The organism is Thermosulfurimonas sp. F29, from assembly GCF_019688735.1.
In the GTDB taxonomy this organism is placed as follows: Bacteria; Desulfobacterota; Thermodesulfobacteria; order Thermodesulfobacteriales; family Thermodesulfobacteriaceae; genus Thermosulfurimonas_A.
Genome location: NZ_JAIFYA010000001.1, coordinates 502297 through 520950, shown reverse-complemented (window position 1 = coordinate 520950; position 18654 = coordinate 502297). Strand labels below are relative to the sequence as shown.

Sequence of the window (18654 nt, the reverse complement as noted above, 5' to 3'; positions counted from 1 at the left end):
CAGGAGTTGCGGGAAAAAATAGCCCGAGGGGAAATCAGCCCCTCTTACTTTTATCGCGAGCTCCTTCAGCTCATCTACCGCCTGCTCTTCATCATGGTGGCGGAGGAGCGCGATCTTATCCAGCCGGAAGACCTTAAACTCCGGGAGATTTACGATAACTACTATGGACTTTCCCGGCTTCGGGCCATGAGTGCCGAGCCCGAGGTGCTAAACCCCGGTTTCCACGATCTGTGGGAAGGCGTAAAGCGCCTTTTCTATCTGCTTTCCACCAAAGACGGCGAAAAACTCGGCCTCACGGTACTGAATGGAGGCCTTTTCCAATGGGAAAATTTCTTCTTTAAGGATTACAAACTCTCAAACGCCGATTTTTTGAAAGCCCTGAACCACCTTTCCTATTTCGAGCAGGACGGCCGCAAGATTCGCGTAAATTACGCGGCCCTTGATGTAGAGGAACTGGGAAGCGTTTACGAGAGCCTCCTTGACTACCAGCCGGTGTTTGTTGAAGTTCACGAAGAAATTTCTAAGTGGTCAGAATTTTCTTTGATATCCGCCATGCGAGATATGGAAGAGGAATCTGGTATCTACACCGAGGAAGACCTGCGAGAAAAACTGAAAACGTTGAACATAAAGTTTGACCTGATTCCCGGAACAGAGCGCAAATCAACAGGTTCCTATTACACCCCTCCGGCCCTAGTGCAGGAGCTCATCAAAAGCGCCCTTGAACCAGTCCTTGAAGAACGCCTTAAAAAGGCTTCAACTCGCGAAGAAAAAGAACGCGCTATCCTCGATCTCAAGGTTTGCGATCCCGCCTGTGGATCGGGACATTTTCTGCTGGCGGCGGCAAGGAGGCTCGGGTTCGAGCTGGCCCGTGTGCGCACCGGCGAGGAGCACCCCTCGGTTGACGAGGTGCGCCACGCTACGCGCGAGGTCATTCAGCACTGCCTCTACGGGGTAGACAAGAATCCCCTTGCGGTTGACCTTTGCAAGGTGGCCCTCTGGCTTGAGGGTGCCTGCCGGGGAGAGCCCCTTACCTTTCTTGACCACCGTATAAAGTGCGGTGATTCTCTGGTGGGAGTTTTTGATTTCAAAGTCCTTGAGAAAGGCATCCCGGATGAGGCTTTCAAGCCCCTTGAGGGAGACGACCGTAAAGTCTGCCGCGAGCTCGCCAAGAAAAACAAACGGGCACGAACGCACTTTGGAGGATCTTCCCTTTTCAATCCACTTAAAAAGCTTGAGGAGTTAAGCCGGAGATTCCAGGAGCTTGAGGACCTTCCGGATCGAACGCTTGAGGAACTTAAGGCCAAAGCCGAGCGCTACCGCGAAATAACGAGAAGCGAGGAGTGGTGGATCCTGGAACGGGCCTGCAACCTCTGGACCGCGGCCTTCTTCATGCCGAAGACCGCCGAAACTCAGGCCTTCGTTCCCACCTCGGAGGAGCTCTTCCGTTATCTTGAGCGCCCCAAGGCTGCCGACGGAAGGCTTATCGGGCAGGCGGACGCCCTAGCCGAGAGAGAAGCTCTCCGCTTCTTCCACTGGCCGCTTGAGTTCCCGGAAGTCTTTGCTCGGGGCGGTTTCGATGTGGTTTTGGGTAATCCGCCGTGGGAGAAAATCAAGCTCCAAGAGAAGGAATTTTTCGTCGTCCGTGCGCCGGAGATAGCCAATGCCGCAAACCGCGCCGCCCGCCAGAAATTGATCAAAAAGCTCAAAGAAGAAAATCCAGCGCTTTACAGAGAGTTCCTCGAAGCAAAGCGCAACGCCGACGCTACAAGCCTTTTTCTCCGGGCTTCGGGAAGGTTCCCTTTAACTGCGAGAGGCGACATCAACACCTACAGCGTCTTTGCCGAGCTGGCCCTGCGGCTCACATGCCCCGAGGGCCGCGCCGGAATCATCGTTCCCACCGGCATCGCTACTGACGACACAAACAAACAATTCTTTAGCCACCTTATGGAAAACGGCTTTCTTGCCAGCCTTTACGACTTTGAAAACCGGGAAGGTATCTTCCCCGCAGTCCATCGCTCCTATAAATTTTCTTTACTCACTCTTTACCGTTCGTCATTCGCCACTCGCCATTCGCCAGAATTCGTCTTTTTCGCCACCCGTGTGGAGCACTTGAAGGACAAGCAACGCCGCTTCACCCTCACAGCTGAGGACATCGCCTGTATAAATCCCAACACCCGCACCACCCCTATCTTCCGCACCAGCTACGACGCCGAACTTACGAAAAAGATCTACCGTCGCGTCCCGGTGCTGGTGAACGAAAAGACCGGCGAAAATCCTTGGGGCGTGCGGTTCTTACGCATGTTTGATATGTCTAACGACAGCCACCTCTTCCGCACCCGCAAGGAGCTTTTCGCCGCGGGATACGAGCTCAAGGGGAATATCTTTGTGAAAGCAAACGGCGATGTTTATTTGCCTCTGTATGAAGCCAAATTTGTCGATTTTTATGATCATAGATTCGGATCATACGAAACGCGAAGCGAAGAAAGAGGATATAGGGTTTTACCACAAACCCCATTATCTAAATACCAAAATGCTTGTTATGTTATCCAACCTTGGTATTGGGTATCTTTCTTAGAAGTTAAGCAACGACTTGTTCGCTACGATTCTCAAGAAGGTCTTCTTTGGAGATGGATTTATAATTGGTTATTGAGTTTTAGAAATATTACCAGCGCTACAAACGAACGCACCGCTATTTTCAGTCTCATCCCTCTATCCGGAGTAGGTCATAGTACCCCTTTACTATTTGTAGAAAAAATCAAATTCTCCCCTTGTCTTTTAGCGAATTTATCCTCAATGGTTTTTGATTATGTAACAAGACAAAAAGTTGGAGGAACTAATTTCACTTTCCACTATGTCAAACAACTCCCCGTCCTTCCTCCCGAAACCTACACCACTCGCCACTTGCTATTCGCCATTCCCCGAATTATGGAGCTAGTCTACACCGCTTGGGACATGAAGCCCTTTGCCGATGACATCTGGGCAGAAGCCGACCAGGAACTCCGCGCCGCCATCCGCAAGCAATGGGAAGAAAACGCCCGCGAAACCGGAGGCCATGGAAACGCAACCCCACCCGAGTGGCTTGAGATCATTTATTCCCTTAATCCTGACAACCCTAACCAGGATGCTTGCCCCCTTCCACCCTTCAAGTGGAACGAAGAGCGCCGCGCCCGCCTGCGCGCCGAACTCGACGCGCTTTTCGCCAAACTCTACGGCCTCACCGAGGAAGAACTCCGCTACACCCTCGACCCTCAAGATGTTTTTGGCCCAGATTTCCCAGGTGAGACTTTTAGAGTTCTGGAAGAAAAAGAAATTAGGCAATTCGGCGAATACCGCACCAAACGCCTCGTATTGGAGGCGTGGGAGAACCTGAAGCATATTTGATATTAAAAAATAGGAGTTTTAGTATGAGATGGACATTTGAACCTCTAAAAGTAGGATTGAGAGCACAAGATATTCAAACAGGTCTCCAAGATGTGGATTTAGGAGCGTTAGCTGCAGAGACTAAAAATGTTCGATTAATAGGAATGGCTGAACGTTTAGCAATTCATATTCGTGGATCAGATGTAATAAGCGATTATAAAAGATTAGAATATATTGCAAGTCAATTTGGAATCGACTCTTTAGTGTTACCTAATGTGCTCAACGTCCTTCAGGAACTTGAATGGGCTAGAATTGAAAAAATCGGCACCCAAATAAAGAAGATAGAAGAAAGTGTGCCATATTTTAGTGATATTTATTCATTAGCTGGAGAATATTTTAAAAATATTCCTCATTCAGAAGTTGAAGAGGCTACCATAAAAATTTGCGATACATTAGCTATATCTCCACTACCTGAAGAAAAGATAAAAGAAGAATTGGGGGAAGATAAATTATATGAAATGGTTTTAAGTATAGGGAAAAGCGGAGGGTTAATACAAGAGTATCAATCAAGAGAAACAGGAGAAAAAGTATTGTATTCTCCTCAATATTGGATAGAAAATCCTGAAAAAATTGCTGAGCTATACAAGCTTATTAGAACTTTTGGTGCAGAAAATATTCATAAAGTTCTTCAAATGATTAAAGAATATCAAGGATTCCCAATAAATATTTCTATAAGCGTCAATCAAGAATTAAATGACGAAAGAAAGATAATTATAGAAGCTATAAAAAGGGGAATAATTCTCGCTCCAAAAGTGCGTTCATTTAAAGGTGAAAAATTTTTTGGATTTATACCATCTATTGGGATCTCATTAGAAGAAAAGATTATTTTTGAAAAAGCAATGGCTATCTTAGCGTGTATTAGATATGGACAACATTTTGGATCGATTACAAAAATAAAATATCCAGAAGCAATTATAAACAAATTACTTGAGCCCCCTCATAAAATAGGAAGTCATACTGAGATAAAACAACAATATGGAATTCTTGTAAGCAGAGGTATAGGCAAAATATATCGAGATAGATTTCATAAAGATAGATATTATTTCGAACTTATTGATACAGAAGAAAATATAAAAGCTGTAAAACTTGCTAAAGATCTATTGAAAATTGGAGAAAAAATCGAAGAAAAAGGACTATCAGAAGAAATACGAAAAATTCTGTTTTATCCTGGTTCTTATGAAGAAGCATTAAGGACCTTACCCAAGATGAAAAGAACACCTAAAATTTCAAGTATGGTGCAAGAGGAAATCGATAGCATTATTTGTAACGTAATGGATATTTTAAGAACATAAATGACTAATTTAATATAAACAGCTTGAAAGGGAGATAAAAATGGATAAGGATTTTGAATTAAAAGTTCGTATTAATAATATTCTTTGGTCTTTAAATTGTTACACACGCATTGAAATTAAACTTGCAGAATATAGCTCTCAAACAAGAAAACCAACTGAATTGACAGACATAGATGTTTTAGGAATAAGAGTATTTTCTGACATGATTATAGACTATATTGTAGCAGATTGCACAACAAATAAAAAAATTATAAAAAGTCCAATCCAACGGATTTTTTGGTTAAAAGGCGTGATGGATTTTTTTGGAACTAAAAAAGGTTATTTATGCTTAGGAACTAATCAATCCATACCAGAAAATCAACGAATTGTGGCACAAAAACTAGGTATAACTATCCTTAACCAAGATAATCTGCTAAATTTAGAAAAAAGAGTTTTAGATACAAATACTAAATATCTGAACTTCTCTAATCCAGAATGTTGGCTATATTTTGAACGAAATATTTCTCAAATCTCAAAAGATTTAGAATTTTTATTACTTTTTAGAAAACATTACTTTTGGATGAATTCGCCTTATCAAAATATTTCTAGACTTCTTATATATACTACAAAATATGCCGGGAAATTTAACCCTAAAGACAAATTCCACAAAGCACTCGCTGTTGATTTATTAACTTTGTTTAGTTTATCTATTCTTCAAATGAGTTCATATGTTTTTCACATCAATCCAGAAAATCCAGAATTAGAGCTTAGATCATACTTTTATGGTGGCTATGATGAAATGAAAAGACGGGAAACTATAGTCGATTATATCAATAAACTTTTACAAAAGATGTGCAAACAGGGACAATTGTTTGAAGTTCCTACCTTACAATTAGATCCAGACTATTTACCAAATTTATTTGATATTGCTTTTAGACTTTTAAATAAACCAAAAGATTCTAGCCAAATATTGCGTTATTTACAACTTGTTCTTTTTGAGAAAGTACTTTATCAAGGCAATAACGTCAATGGAATTAAATATATTGATTCTAATTTTTCTGATATTACTAAAAAATTAACTAGAGACTTGGCAAAGTTTTTTTGTTCTTCTACTGGACTTTCTGAAGAATTACTGCAAGATATTTTTAAGTAATTATCTATATCTAGCAATTGACAAATTCATCATAGTTGAGATATAAAATTAAGATAGACAATAAAAATTGAATTTCATTAAAGATTTCTCAACTATCAGTAAAATAATCTTAAAATAATGAAAAGATTAAAGAAACGACAAACTAAAATAAGAAATATCATATGACACAAAAGAAAGTATGTCCTATATGTAAGGGTTACGATATAAAAGAATACACAACAAGTGGAGATTATGAGTGCTTTGATTGTCAAAGGTGCGGAAAATTTTTTATATCCGGATCCTTATTAGCGGAATTATATTATGAAGAAAAGACACTTTTTCTTATTTCTTCATGGATCAGAGAACAAAATGAAAGAGCTAAAACTCCAAAACTAACAGATTATGATTTTAAAAGATTAAAAAGCTCTTTAACTGTGCCAAGTGTAAGTGAAAAACAGCTCCTTTTGATGCAAGCCTTAGAACGAAGAACAAATTATCCTGGCGAATGGATTGATGTGAGGTCGCCAGAATTTATAGCCCTTGCTTGGTGCAAAACACCTGAAGAACTTAGCTTTCATTTCAAAAGTTTAAAAGAAAGAGGACTAATAGAAGCTAATTTTACCCGCCAAAAAAACTTAGAAATTTATTTAAATGCGTGTATCACTGCTAAAGGCTGGGACTTTTTACTATTAATGGGGTTATCAAATAGGTGACATTTTCAGCCTCTAAAACCTTGGAATCATGAGGTCTGAGTGTCACATAAAAAGTGCTCCCAGTAATATTACGTGCAGGAAATGCTTGACCAGAATCGTGCATCGAACACCGGTTTCAGGGCCGGTACCGAAAAATTCCTCTTAAAGGGGCTAGTTTACTGTGGACATTGTGGGTGTGCCATGGCCCCCTCTTTTGCTTACTCAAAGGGCCGAAAATATTACTACTATCGGTGCCTGGTGAATAACGACCCCAGCAAAGGTAAATGCCCTATAGGGGCCGTAAATGCCAAAGCACTTGAAGATCTGATCGTAAAAAAACTTCAATTCCTTGCTGAAAGCCCGGAGTTTGTGGACGAGGTGGTGGAGGAGGCTATTCGGGAGGAAAGGGAGGAGGGGGAGCGTTTAAAAAAGAAAAAACAGGCCTTGGCAAAAAGACTACAGGAAGTAGAAGGTAGCGCTCGCAAAATGATGAACCTTCTTGAGGGGTTGGAAGAAACGGACCCCCGTTTCGCTTTTATACTCCAGAAACTAAAGGAACTTGGAGAAGAACGAGACGGATTGAAAAAGGAAATCGAGCTTCTGGAATTCAAAATTAACGAGGTGGAGAACAACTATTTAAATGCCGAAAGTCTCAAAGCCAATTTCAAGTACTTCAAAGAGGTCTTTGAACACCTCACGCCCCAGGAGAAATACGATCTCCTACACCTTCTAATAAAGCGCATCGTCTATTACGGAAAAGAAGTCCGGGACGGCCAAGAAGCGACTAAGATCAAACTCGAATTATGGGATATCGGACCTATTTCCTCAGGGGAGAGTTTTACTGAGCGTATCATTTGGCTCCCCGGGCAGGACTCGAACCTGCAACCTACGGGTTAACAGCCCGCCGCTCTGCCGATTGAGCTACCGGGGAACCAAATCCGATTTTAAAAATTATTAGGCTCCCTTCACATTGTCAAGGGGGCGAATTGCTTCTTGGGTTATTGCAGAGCGATTTTGTCACCCTTAATTGCAAACCTAAAATGTCACCCCCCTCCTAGTATAACCCAAGTTTGACAGTCGGAAGGGGCTGGGGAATCTCAAGTGAGCATTTTCGGCCCGAAATAACCCCTAAATGCCCCTCTAATTCCCTCCTTCCACCTACGACTCATCCTCTTAGCCTTCAAATGTTGTGCTATGCCTACAAAATTACATCTTGACAAACAAGAAAATCATGCTACTATTTTAGTGCTATGTATATCCGCACCAAAACCTTCAAAAACAAAGACGGCTCCACCAGGACCTACCTCTATATCGTTGAGGGCAAGCGGGTTAACGGAAAAGTACGCCAGAGGATCGTAGCCAACCTGGGACGGCTGGAAAAACTTAAGGAGGGTCAACTGGACAAGCTGATAGAAGGGCTGGCCAGGTTTTCCCGGAGGCAATGGATAGAGGCTTGTGCCCGATCCCTTGAGGCCAAATGGGCCAAGGATTTCGGTCCGGCGTTGATCTTTAGAAGGCTATGGGAAGATCTTAAGCTTGATAGGATTCTGAGGAAGCTTCTTTCTGGGACGGAAATTTCCATAGATGTGGAAGAAGCGGTTTTTGCCATGGTTTTGAACAGGCTCTGTGACCCGGCCTCGAAGCTTGGGGTTAGCCGATGGAAGGAGACGGTATATCGGCCGGAGTTTGAGAGGCTTGAGCTTCATCATTTTTACCGGGCTCTTGATTTTTTGGCCGATCATAAGGACGAGATTGAGGTAGAGCTTTTCGAGAGGATAAAGGATCTTTTCAGTCTGGAGCTTGATTTGGTGTTTTGGGACACGACGAGCGCGTATTTTGAGGGGAGAGGGGCGGAGGGGTTTTGCGAGTATGGATATTCGAAGGACCGGAGGCCGGACCGTGTGCAGGTGATATTGGGTTTACTTATGACGCGGGAGGGGATGCCGATAGGGCACGAGGTGTTTCCCGGGGCTACGGCGGATGTAGAGACATTTTGGGCGGTGCTTAAGGAGTTGCGGGGTCGGTTTCGGGTGAGGCGGGTGATTTTGGTGGCTGACCGTGGGATGGTGAGCCGGAAGATTTTGGAGGAGATCGAGGCTTTGGGGCTTGAGTATTTGGTGGGGGTGAGGATGCGGAAGCTTAGGGCCATGAAGGAGGTTTTGGGTAGAGGGGGCCGTTTCCGGAAGGTGAAAGGGAATTTGAGGGTAAAAGAGGTCTGGCATGAAGGCAGGCGTTACCTGGTTTGTTTTAATCCGGAGGAGGCGGAGAGGGAGAGGGCTGCGAGGGAGGAGGTGGTAAGGAAGCTTGAGGAGAAGCTTAAGGCGGGTGGTCTTAAGGGGCTTATAGGGAATAGGGGTTATCGTCGATATTTGAAGGTGAAGGGGGCGGAGGTTACGATAGATCGGGAGGTATTGGAGGAGGAGGCGCGGTATGATGGGAAGTATGTGCTTGAGACGAATACGGAGCTTGGGGTGGAGGAGGCGGCGCTGGCGTATAGGGATCTTTGGAGGGTGGAGAGGGCTTTTCGGGAGATCAAGAGTGGTTTGGAGCTGAGGCCTATTTATCACTGGACAGAGAAGCGGATACGGGGCCACATAATGGTTTGCTTTTTGGCCTTTGTGCTGGAGGTGGTGATGATGAGGAGGCTTAAGGAGGCGGGATGTAAGGGGTCTTACAGGGAGGTGATGAGGGATCTTGAGAGGCTCAAGGCGGTGGAGGTTGCGGTTGACGGGAAGAAGTATTTGGTGAGGACGGAGCTTGAGGGGAGGGCGTATGAGGCGTTCAGGGCGGTGGGTATGAGGGTGCCGGGAAGGGTGCTGGAGGCAGGAGAGGAAGAAGGTGTTGTGGAACGTGGAGGTAGTGTGCCCGAAAACCGTTGATACAAGAGAATTTTTTTGCCCGGGGTGTCAAAGTTGGGTATAACCACGGGCTCGAACACTTCTAAAAGGAGGGGTAGATCGTGAAAGTATATAAACCGCTATCACATCATCAAAAATACCCTCAAAGGCCTAACGACCTGTAAAAAAGGTGCTGAGGCCCTCGGTATCGGGTGTATGTATTCCCGGGTGATTCGGGAACGAGGCATCGAGCGCATAATCTTCCGACGATCCTTACCGCCGGAGAAATCACCTCCCGGGAGGAACTCTGAACCGTAAAAAACCGGATTGAGATGGGTGAGGAGGGCGCGTAAGGGAATCGGTCATTCTTTAAGGACCAGGATCTCGGGATCCTCTCCGAAGAGTTCGGCGGCTGATCCGCGATTTACCGCGATCTCCAGAAAACCGTCGCTTCCGATGAGAGCCAGAGGCTCCCCCTCGGGCACCTCGGCGTAGGTCCTCGCCAGAGGCACCCGGCGTCCCTCCACCTCCACCCGGAAGGACCCGAAGGGAAGTTCCCGCACCGAGAGGTTAAGGATCAGGTTTCCGAAACGGTCCACCCGCAAAACCCGGGCCCTCCATCCCCCGGGCACAGGTTCCGGTTCTGGGAAGGGAAGCAGGACGGGATCCTCGATCCGGGGACCGAAATCCCTCAGAGGGCGTCCGCGCAGGATCTCCGCCGCCACCGGGGCGAATAGGTCCCGGCCGTGAAAGGTGGTGCTGGCTCCGGGGAGGGAAAACCGCTCCGCCTCCACCGCCCTGATCTCAAAGGCTCCGTGCCGTCGCAGTACCAGGGTGAGGAGTCCGTTGTCCGGTCCCACGAAAAACCGACCTTCGATCACGGCGGCGAGGGCCCGGCGGGCGGTGCCCACCCCCGGATCCACCACGCAGAGAAAGACGGAGCCTTCCGGGAAATAGGACCAGGAAACCGCCAGTTCGTAGGCGGCGGCCCGTACATTCTGGGGAGGTATCTCGTGAGTGAGATCCACCAGCACCGCCTCCGGAACCCGGGAAAGAATCACTCCCTTCATCACCCCCACATAGTGATCCCGCAGGCCGAAGTCCGTAAGGAGCACCACCGGCCCCTTCACGGGGAAAGTTCCTCCAGTTCCACGGCTTCGAGATTCCGGGCCCGGGGGGTATAACGCTTGAGGATCTCCCTCACCCTGTCCGGGTCTCCCCGTCCCTCCACCAGAAGACCGGTGGGCCCGGGGACCCCGCGCAACCGGAAAAGCCGGTCCCCCGGACGGGCTAACTCCCGGAGTTTCCTGTTTTCGGCCTCCCGACGCCCCACCACCAGCCACATTCCCTCCTCTATAAAGTGACGACCCAGCAGGGCCAGCTCGGCCTCACGCACGGAAAGTCCACCGCGAAGTTCCAGAAGCCGCAGGAGCCTTTCCCCGATGATGGGGTCCGTGAGCACGCATCCTCCCGCCGGAGTGGGATAGTCCCGAATCCCGAAGGCCTCGGCAAGCCGCATCTGAGGTTTTCGTCCCCTACCGCAAAAGTCGTAGAGCTTTTCCCGATCCACTAAACCCCTCTTCTCCGGTTCGGTGGGAGGAAGTCTCCGGGCACACAGGGGGCGCAGGAGGATGCCGCTAACCCCGGCCTCCTTTTCGATGTGACGCATGATGTTCCGACGCTGGCTCATGGGTCTCTGACCCACCACCTCGCCGGTGGCCAGGAAGTCCGCCCCCACCTCGGGCATCATTTCCCGGGCCTTTCGCAGCATGAGGATCTTGCAGTCTATGCAGGGATTGGCCGCGGAGCCGTAGCCGTGAGGGGGATCCCGGAGCATGGCCAGATACTCGTTGCTGATATCCCGGACGAGCCCCCGGAAACCGTACTTTTCCCGGAGCACCCGATCGAACTCCTCCTCCCGTCCCCGCCACTTCCAGTGAAAAAACGGGGTAACGAAACGCACGGCCAGCACCTCGATGCCCTGGGCCTGAAGGACCTTTCCGGCCAGCATACTGTCGAGCCCGCCGGAGAAGAGAAGAAGCGCCCGCGCTCTAGCCATCGGCCTCCCCCATCATGCGCCGAAGTTCCCTCTCCCTTTCCTCCGGACCGAGGACCCTTACCCGGGTGTAGGTCAGCCCGTCCACCACCTCCTTTTCCACGGCAAAGTGGTGATCGGCGAGACGGGCGATCTGGGGAAGGTGGGTGATGCAGAGGACCTGCTCCCTCCGGGCAAGTTCTTTCAACTTTTCTCCCACCCGCACCGCCACCATCCCTCCGATTCCGGCGTCCACCTCGTCGAAGACCAGGCAGGCCGCTCGATCCCTTTCGGCCAGAAGGCTCTTAAGGGCCAGAAAGATCCGCGATAGTTCTCCGCCGGAGACCACTTTTTCCAGGGGTCTGGCCGGGGTGCCGGGATTGGTGCGCACCAGGAAACGCACCCGATCCAGCCCGAAAGGGGTGAGGTTTTCCGGTCGGGCCGCGGGGGTTTCCACCTCCACCCGGAATTCCGCTCCGGAAAGCGCCAGGGCCTCCAGCTCCCGGTTCATGGCCCGGGAAAGGCGGCGGGCCGCGGAATGTCTGGCGGAAGAGATCTCCAGGGCCGAGGAAAGGACTCTTTCGGCGAGCTCCTTTTCCCGGGACCTGAGTTCGCCGAGACGCTCCTCCCCCACTTCAAGTCCCTCCCGGCGCCTCCGGAGTTCCTCCAGGGTGGAAAGGATTTCCTCCACCGTGGCTCCGTACTTGCGCTTGAGGTTCTCGATCCGGCTCAGCCGGGCCTCCACCTCCTCCAGCCGGGCGTCGTCCTCGGGAAGATCGGCGAGCCGTCCGGAAAGCTCCCGGGAGGCCTCGAGCAATTCGTAATAAACCTCCTCGAGCCGGGCAAGAAGGGGGGCCAGCTCGCCCTCTATTCGGGAGAGATCCCTCAGGGAGGAAAGGGCCCTTGAGAGAGCCTCGGAGGCCTCCTCCAGGGCCCGGCTCCCCTCGAAAAGTCCCGTCTTTAGACGGGTAAGGTTCCGGAGGATTTCCCTTTCCCGCAGGAGGGCTTCGTCCTCACCGGGGCTGAGGTCGGCCTCCTCGATCTCCCGGATCTGAAACTCCAGAAAGTCGCGTTCCCGGGCCGCCCGGAGGAGCTCCCCCTCCAGTCGCGTCCTCTCCTCGTGGACCCCACGCCATTTCCGGTAAAGATCGGCATAGGCCTTCCGCTGCTCCTCAAGACCGGCAAAGGTGTCCAGCACCCGGAGACGGTACTCCGGAGAGAGAAGGGCCCGGAACTCGTGCTGTCCGGTGAGAATGACCAGCCCCCGGGTGAGCTCGGAGAGCATTCGCAGGGGCACCGGGGTGCCGTTTACGAAGGCCCGGGACCGTTCCGGGGCCAGCACCCGCCGGATCAGGACCTCCTCGGCCGGATCAAACCCCAGAGCGGAAAGTCTTTCCGGAAGCTCCGGAGAGACCAGGAAGGCCTCCACCACCGCCTCCCGTGCCCCGGGCCGCACATAATCGGGACTCCCCCGCTCTCCGAGGACCAGCCGAAGGGCCTTTACCAGCAGGGACTTCCCGGCCCCGGTCTCTCCCGTAAAGACCGTAAACCCCGGGGCAAAGGAAAGCGAGGCCTCCTCGATGAGGAGGAGGTTTTTCAGCCGGAGTTCCGCCAGCATACTTTAGAAATATTTAACCCTCACAAGAACGGTTGCCCGGAAATTGATTATCTACCATATCCTAGGCTTCTTCGATAGGATTGAGTCGGCAAAGGTAAAGCCAGAAGGTAGGATTCCCCTTCTTGGGTAAAGGGGTTCCCTTTGGTTAGCACTACCAGAAGTTCCGAATCCACTATGCCGAGTCCCTGGAGGGGCCCTTCAAATCCTCCGGAGAAGGGACGGAGTTCGAACCCGGTGGTGGAGTAAGAGAGCACCATCACCTCTCCCGAAGTGTAGGCCGGGAACCCCGGAAGGAGATCGTGATGAGCGCTATGATTGGCCACCAGAAGGACCTCCGGACGCCCGTCTCCGTTGAGGTCGCGTACCAGAAAGTTTACCTCGGCCGGAATGGTTTCCATATAAGTCTGCCGATAAGGCCCTACGCGGACCTTGATTCCGTATAAACTCCCCCCGACTTTTTGGGTGGAGACCCAGAGTTTTTGGGTATATCGGTAAACGGCCAGCTTGTGTCCCCGGTTAATAAAGATGGTTTCAAGATATCCATCCCCATCGAGATCGGCGAAAGCGGCTCCGATGAGCCGGAATCCCGTTGGAACCGTGAGCGGCTCACGGTAGGTGATCTTGTTCCCCTTCCGGGACAGAACATATACCCTGGGGCCGAAAAAGTTCTCCTCATCAAAGGTCTGACCGAGGAGGGTATCGTTACGACCATCACCGTTGAAATCCACAAAAGAAAGAATCAGGTTAATCCCCTTTATTTCAGGCTTGAGGGCCCCGTCGGTAAAATGGAGAAGCTCACTCCGTAGCCCCTCGCCTTCCTGATAGATGTTGAGGGCGATCCAGCCCCGGGGACCTAGGGAGAAATTGAGCACCTTCCCGAAGCCCCTGAAGCGATATTGGGCCAGAAGTGCTCCCTGATAACGGGCCACATAAAGGGCCTTGGGGGTGAGGTAGACCACTTCGGGAATTCCGTCTCCGTTCAGATCTCCGATCTCAAAGTCAGCCACCACCTGCGGAAGCCGTCCCACCCGCCGGAAACGCGGCACCTGGGGTCGGGTATATCCCAGAGTGGTATAGGGATACCGGGATGGAGCAGACTGCGCGGAAGGGGGAGCCTGCGGCAGGATCTCAGGACGACTCACGGGCTGGACGGGGGTGGTAACGGAAGGCGCGGATTTTCGGTAAGGGCTGGCGGTCAGCGGGGAAGGAACCATCTGAGAGGAGGGAGCTGCCGATGGCAAGGTGGTCCTTGCAGGAGAAGGGGCCACCTCCGGAAGGGTGTAAACCCGGAGAAGATTTAACCGCGGACTGTAAAGGCGTAAAGCCCCTTCCTCAAGGTAAAGCACCAGGTTCACCCCTTCCCGGGAAAGATCCTGCGGAGAAAGGGCCCCCAGAGTCCTTTGAGGTTCATAAAGAATCCGGCTGCGGGAAAGAACACTCTCCAGTTCCGGCAGGTATTTTTCGGCAAGGCGCCGGTTCTGAGCCACCAGCAGGATCTTGATGTCTCCGTAACGGATGGCCGGAGTGGGTACGGGAAATTCCCCGGATCGGGAGAGGATGCGAGCGGTGGCAAAGTTCTCCTCCACCTGCACAACCTCGGCCAGGGCCACCGGTTTTTTCAGGTATCCGAGCACTTTTTTGGTCTCCGGATGGACCACCGGTTGTCCCTTACGATAGATGGTAAAAAGATCGCCCAGCCTGACTCCCTGGATCCGTCCCTTGTCCAGAATGACCCGATTCCCGTCAACCCCGATCACCAGAGCCGAGAGGGGAGAAAGATCTGACTTTATTTCCGGAGGAAGGGCTGCCAGAAGCTTGCCGGTGATAAGGGCACCGAGTATTAAAAGTAACGGAATTGCTTTCTTCATCTTTGCGTCTCCTTGAAACAGCGTAAGTATTTATTAGCCTATCTCTACCATGGACAGGGGTAAACCTCAAACCTATCTTCGGGTGGAGGTCGGCGGCAGCTTCGGAGTCCTTGAAAAGGAACTCCCGGAGCTTGCCGAACGCTGGGGAGGATTTCTGTTTAAGGAATGCTCCTCCGGGGTACGGGCCGAGTTCTACCTGAACTCCGCCGAGGAGGTGGAACCCTTTCGGAGAGATTGCCGTCGTCGGGGGCTTGAGGTGATCTCGATTACGGAGGTCCCGGCGGAGGACTGGGCTCGAACCTGGCAGGAACATTTCCGGGCGTTTCAGGTCTCGGCACGCCTATGGGTGCGTCCGCCGTGGGAGAGTCTGGATCTGTCCGAGGGAAAAATAGAGATTGTCCTGGATCCCGGGCAGGCCTTCGGAACCGGACACCATCCCACCACAGCCCTGATGCTCCGGGCCCTGGATAACCTCTCCTTCCGGAAGGGGATCCCGAAAAGGGTCCTTGATGTGGGCTGCGGAACGGGAATCCTGGCCATCGCCGCGGCCAAGCTGGGAGCCCATCGGGTGGTAGCGCTAGACATCGACCCTATGGCTCGGGAGGCCACCCGTCATAATGTTCTGCTTAACCGGGTAAAAGTGGAGATCTTTCCGGGAATCCTGGATGATCTCCACGGGGTCTTCGATCTGGTGCTGGCCAACCTCTCGACCTGGGAGCTTCACCGTCTGCGTTATAGCCTTAGGAAAAGACTCGCCCCCGGAGGGCTGCTCTTTATTTCCGGATTCCTGGGTAAGGAGATCCCGGAGATGGCGAAATCCTTTCGGGAGATCGGCCTCATGGTTGTGGAGGAACACCGTCGGGAGGAATGGGGTTTTCTTGCCCTGAGGCGTTCCACCGATTAGTTTTAAGATCAAACAGAATACAATCAAGGAGGTGTGCAATGCCCAAGGTGCTTATCGTGGCCTGTGGATCCTATGCCGATACCTCTCATTCCTGCGTCGCGGATTGGAAGTGTCTTTCCTCCGCGGCGGAGAAAAAGGGGCCCTTCGCCGAGTATCCGGACGAGGTGAAGGTAATGGGATTTCTAAAGTGTCGCTGTCCGGGACGCTCTCTGGTGGCGAACATTGCCATGGCCAAGGAGAAGACCGGGTTCGAGGTGGTTCACCTCACCAATTGTCTGGTTAAGGCCAGACCGGCCTGTAAGAATCACGACATAGACGAGCTGGTCAAGATGATTCAGGATAAGACCGGGGCCAAAGTGGTTCTGGGCACGCACGATCTGGGTTAGATGTTTACCGGTCTTGTGGAAGGACTCGGGGTGGTCCGGGAGGCCAGGGCCCAAAAAGGGGGACTTGTTTTGCGAATAGAGGCTCCCTTCCCCCTTGAGGATACCCGGGTGGGGGACAGCATTGCCGTGAACGGGGCCTGTCTTACGGTTGCGGCGCTCTCTCCACCTTTTTTTGAGGTTGTGATCTCCCCCGAGACCCTGCGTCGGACCACCCTGGGGCATCTGCGATCCGGTGAACGGGTCAACCTGGAAAGGGCCCTGCGCCTGGGGGATCGTCTGGGAGGGCACCTAGTGACCGGACATGTGGACGGAGTAGGGGAAGTCCTGAGCCGGGAGGAGACCGGTGAATTTCTTTTTTTGCGTATTCGGGCCCCGGAAAATGTGGTCCGCTATCTGGTGGAGAAGGGGTCGGTGGCGGTAGACGGGGTGAGTCTAACGGTAAACCGTGTGGAGGGCCCCGTGTTCGAGCTGGCTATTATTCCGCACACGGCCCGAGTCACCACCATGGGGTTCCGCAAACCCGGCGACAGGGTGAACCTGGAGGCTGATCTTCTGGCCAAATATGTAGAGAATTTCCTCCGACCCTATTACACCCGGGATCTCACCGAGGAATTCCTGCGGGACAAGGGATTTCTGGAATAGTGATGGATCGGGGGCTCCTGGCAAAGGCGATCGAGGCCATTCTTCTTGCGGCAGGGCGTACGGTGCGGGTTAGGGATTTGCGGGAGGTTTTCCCAGGGATCTCCGAGTCGGAACTCGAAGAGATCCTCCGGGAGCTGAGTGAGTCTTACCGGGGGCGGGGGATGCGTATTCGGGAGGTAGCCGGAGGTTGGAGACTGGAGACGGCTCCGGAGGTGGCTGAATATGTGCGAATCTATCTTCGGCCCAAACCCCGACGGTTATCTCCCGCTGCCCTGGAGACCCTCGCGGTGGTGGCCTATCGGCAACCGGTGACCCGGGCCGAGATAGAGGCCGCCCGGGGTGTGGACTCCTCTGGGCCGCTCCGCTTTCTGCTGGAGACGGGATTTGTCCGGGTGGTGGGACGCAAGGAGGTTCCCGGACGTCCTCTTCTTTACGGAACCACGAATTATTTTTTGGAATTCTTCGGTCTCAAAAGTCTCCAGGACCTTCCCCCTCTTGAGGAAATTAGAAAACTTGCGGGACGGACATGATAAGAACGGAGGTGCTTGAGGAAGCCGAGCTCATAGTACATGAAGGTGGAGAGATTCCGGAGGTGGCCTTCTGGAACGCCTGGTTTTATCTTACCGGGGCTCCTCCCGAGGGACTCGGACTGGTACTCCGGGTAGAGGAGGAAGCCACCCTGCGGGAAGCCGTAATTCGCCGTTATATCCTCATCATTGAGCGGGACCTGCGGGTGGAGAATATGAATAAATCCTTTTATAGAGGACCGGAGCGAGCCCGGATCAACTGGAATCGGCTGTGTCGGTTTCTCAAGAGACACGGGTATCCCCTGAATGGATACCGGAGGCGGGTGCGTACCCTGGTGGAAGCCTTCTGGGCCGAGCTCCCGGAGGGGCATCCCCTGAAAGAAGAGACCCAAAAATTTCGCGAAGAGCTTGCCGAGGGAGGTTAAGACATGAGCGGGGTGGTGCTCCTTTATGTCACCGTTTCGGGACTCGAGGAGGCCGAGACACTGGGAAGAATCCTACTGGAAAAAAGACTCTGCGCCTGTGTGAACATCTTTCCCGAGATGCGATCCTTTTACTGGTGGGAGGGTAAGATCGAAAGTTCCCGGGAGGCCGTACTCATCGTTAAGACCACTCAGAGACTGGCTGAACCGGCCCGGGAGGAAATCGTCAGGCACCATTCCTACTCCTGTCCGTGTGTGCTCATAATACCGGTATCCGGAGGTCATGGGCCCTTCCTGGAATGGATCTTTACCGAAACGGCTAGACCCGAATGAAGGTTCCCTTTTCCGCAGCGGAAAGGGCCCTCTCCAGTACCACCTGAAGGTGGTCAGCCCCCAAAATGTTTGTTCCCCCCACCTTGTAACGCACGGCCAGAGGGCGGCCCTTTATGCGGCAGGGGAAGGTCTTCTCCCTCAACAGCTCGATCAATCTGCGGGCCTCGCCCACCCGTTGTCCAACACATACGATGGCAAAGGTTTTTTCCGAAGGGCGACAGAAAAAGTCACGAGGAGAAAAAAGACTTCTTAGAAAATGCGCACAGGCCAGAATTATTCTGTCTGTGAAAGCGGCATATTCTTTTTCTGGTAAAAGAAGATGAAAGACCAGAAGACTGTAGTCCTCGCTATAAATGTGTGGCCTTACTGCATAATCAAAGATGCGTTGTAGCCCCCGAAGGTTCCAGAAATTAGTAAGGGGATCCTTAAGCAATTCTTCCTTCAGAAAAGCAATTTCCTTTTCCAGTTTTTCTATGCGCTTTCGTAATTGGTATAGCGTGAGTACTTCCTCTGTCTTAAAGGTTACAGAGAAACGCTTGACCGATTCTTTGCGGACTTTTTTGAGAA

General features: G+C 51.4%; 17 protein-coding genes and 1 tRNA gene. 12 read left to right on the top strand and 6 right to left on the bottom strand.

Going from position 1 to position 18654, the window contains the following annotated elements:
• The first annotated feature begins 6 nt into the window (after nt 1-6).
• The 5 genes from K3767_RS02695 to K3767_RS12240 all read left to right on the top strand — a co-directional run bounded on the left by K3767_RS02695 (nt 7) and on the right by K3767_RS12240 (nt 7412).
• A complete protein-coding gene (locus tag K3767_RS02695; RefSeq protein ID WP_221172023.1) occupies nt 7-3381 on the top strand; it encodes an N-6 DNA methylase in 3375 nt (1124 codons plus the stop codon).
• Nucleotides 3357-4712 carry a hypothetical protein gene (locus K3767_RS02690; protein WP_221172022.1) on the top strand — a complete coding sequence of 452 codons (1356 nt, stop codon included), beginning with the start codon at nt 3357-3359 and terminating at the stop codon, nt 4710-4712. The genes K3767_RS02695 and K3767_RS02690 overlap by 25 nt, the downstream gene beginning before the upstream one ends.
• A 40-nt stretch (nt 4713-4752) precedes the next feature.
• The gene (locus tag K3767_RS02685; RefSeq protein ID WP_221172021.1) at nt 4753-5844 is read left to right on the top strand and encodes a hypothetical protein; all 1092 of its coding nucleotides are present in this window, start codon (nt 4753-4755) and stop codon (nt 5842-5844) included.
• A 161-nt stretch (nt 5845-6005) separates the two neighbouring features.
• Nucleotides 6006-6536 carry a hypothetical protein gene (locus K3767_RS02680; protein ID WP_221172020.1) on the top strand — a complete coding sequence of 177 codons (531 nt, stop codon included), beginning with the start codon at nt 6006-6008 and terminating at the stop codon, nt 6534-6536.
• An 81-nt stretch (nt 6537-6617) separates the two neighbouring features.
• Nucleotides 6618-7412: a zinc ribbon domain-containing protein gene (locus K3767_RS12240; RefSeq protein ID WP_221172381.1), complete on the top strand. Its 795-nt coding sequence runs from the start codon at nt 6618-6620 to the stop codon at nt 7410-7412.
• On the opposite strand, the gene K3767_RS02670 is transcribed toward K3767_RS12240, so the two are convergent.
• Nucleotides 7371-7446, bottom strand: a tRNA-Asn gene (locus K3767_RS02670). The two genes, K3767_RS12240 and K3767_RS02670, sit on opposite strands and share 42 nt — an antisense overlap.
• Before the next feature lie 319 nt (nt 7447-7765).
• Between K3767_RS02670 and K3767_RS02665 the strand changes: the two genes are divergently transcribed.
• Nucleotides 7766-9394 (top strand): IS1634 family transposase, encoded by a 1629-nt coding sequence (locus K3767_RS02665; RefSeq protein WP_255592095.1) that lies wholly within the window; start codon nt 7766-7768, stop codon nt 9392-9394.
• 320 nt (nt 9395-9714) lie between these two features.
• Here K3767_RS02665 and K3767_RS02660 read toward each other — a convergent pair whose 3' ends face one another.
• Genes K3767_RS02660 through K3767_RS02645 form a run of 4 tightly spaced genes read right to left on the bottom strand, consistent with a single transcriptional unit; the run spans nt 9715 to nt 14873 of the window.
• Nucleotides 9715-10482: an S-adenosyl-l-methionine hydroxide adenosyltransferase family protein gene (locus K3767_RS02660; protein ID WP_221172019.1), complete on the bottom strand. Its 768-nt coding sequence runs from the start codon at nt 10480-10482 to the stop codon at nt 9715-9717.
• The gene (locus K3767_RS02655; protein ID WP_221172018.1) at nt 10479-11411 is read right to left on the bottom strand and encodes a hypothetical protein; all 933 of its coding nucleotides are present in this window, start codon (nt 11409-11411) and stop codon (nt 10479-10481) included. The genes K3767_RS02660 and K3767_RS02655 overlap by 4 nt, the downstream gene beginning before the upstream one ends.
• Nucleotides 11404-13005, bottom strand: a complete 1602-nt coding sequence (gene recN / locus K3767_RS02650; RefSeq protein ID WP_221172017.1) for a DNA repair protein RecN — start codon at nt 13003-13005, stop codon at nt 11404-11406. The genes K3767_RS02655 and recN overlap by 8 nt, the downstream gene beginning before the upstream one ends.
• A gap of 47 nt (nt 13006-13052) precedes the next feature.
• Complete coding sequence (locus K3767_RS02645; protein ID WP_221172016.1) at nt 13053-14873, bottom strand: FG-GAP-like repeat-containing protein; 1821 nt, start codon at nt 14871-14873, stop codon at nt 13053-13055.
• Between the two features lie 49 nt (nt 14874-14922).
• Here K3767_RS02645 and K3767_RS02640 point away from each other — a divergent pair, with 49 nt between their 5' ends.
• From K3767_RS02640 to cutA, 6 genes are read left to right on the top strand one after another with little or no spacing between them, the layout of a single operon-like run.
• Nucleotides 14923-15777 (top strand): 50S ribosomal protein L11 methyltransferase, encoded by an 855-nt coding sequence (locus K3767_RS02640; RefSeq protein ID WP_221172015.1) that lies wholly within the window; start codon nt 14923-14925, stop codon nt 15775-15777.
• A gap of 38 nt (nt 15778-15815) precedes the next feature.
• Nucleotides 15816-16163, top strand: coding sequence for a CGGC domain-containing protein (locus K3767_RS02635; RefSeq protein ID WP_221172014.1), 348 nt, complete (start codon nt 15816-15818; stop codon nt 16161-16163).
• Nucleotides 16164-16805 carry a riboflavin synthase gene (locus tag K3767_RS02630; RefSeq protein WP_221172013.1) on the top strand — a complete coding sequence of 214 codons (642 nt, stop codon included), beginning with the start codon at nt 16164-16166 and terminating at the stop codon, nt 16803-16805.
• A gap of 2 nt (nt 16806-16807) precedes the next feature.
• Complete coding sequence (gene scpB / locus K3767_RS02625; protein ID WP_221172012.1) at nt 16808-17335, top strand: SMC-Scp complex subunit ScpB; 528 nt, start codon at nt 16808-16810, stop codon at nt 17333-17335.
• Nucleotides 17332-17757 carry a hypothetical protein gene (locus K3767_RS02620; RefSeq protein ID WP_221172011.1) on the top strand — a complete coding sequence of 142 codons (426 nt, stop codon included), beginning with the start codon at nt 17332-17334 and terminating at the stop codon, nt 17755-17757. The genes scpB and K3767_RS02620 overlap by 4 nt, the downstream gene beginning before the upstream one ends.
• Nucleotides 17758-17760: 3 nt before the next feature.
• Nucleotides 17761-18087: a divalent-cation tolerance protein CutA gene (gene cutA / locus K3767_RS02615; protein WP_221172010.1), complete on the top strand. Its 327-nt coding sequence runs from the start codon at nt 17761-17763 to the stop codon at nt 18085-18087.
• On the opposite strand, the gene K3767_RS02610 is transcribed toward cutA, so the two are convergent.
• Nucleotides 18074-18520 (bottom strand): hypothetical protein, encoded by a 447-nt coding sequence (locus tag K3767_RS02610; RefSeq protein ID WP_221172009.1) that lies wholly within the window; start codon nt 18518-18520, stop codon nt 18074-18076. The genes cutA and K3767_RS02610 overlap by 14 nt on opposite strands.
• Nucleotides 18521-18654: the final 134 nt, after the last annotated feature.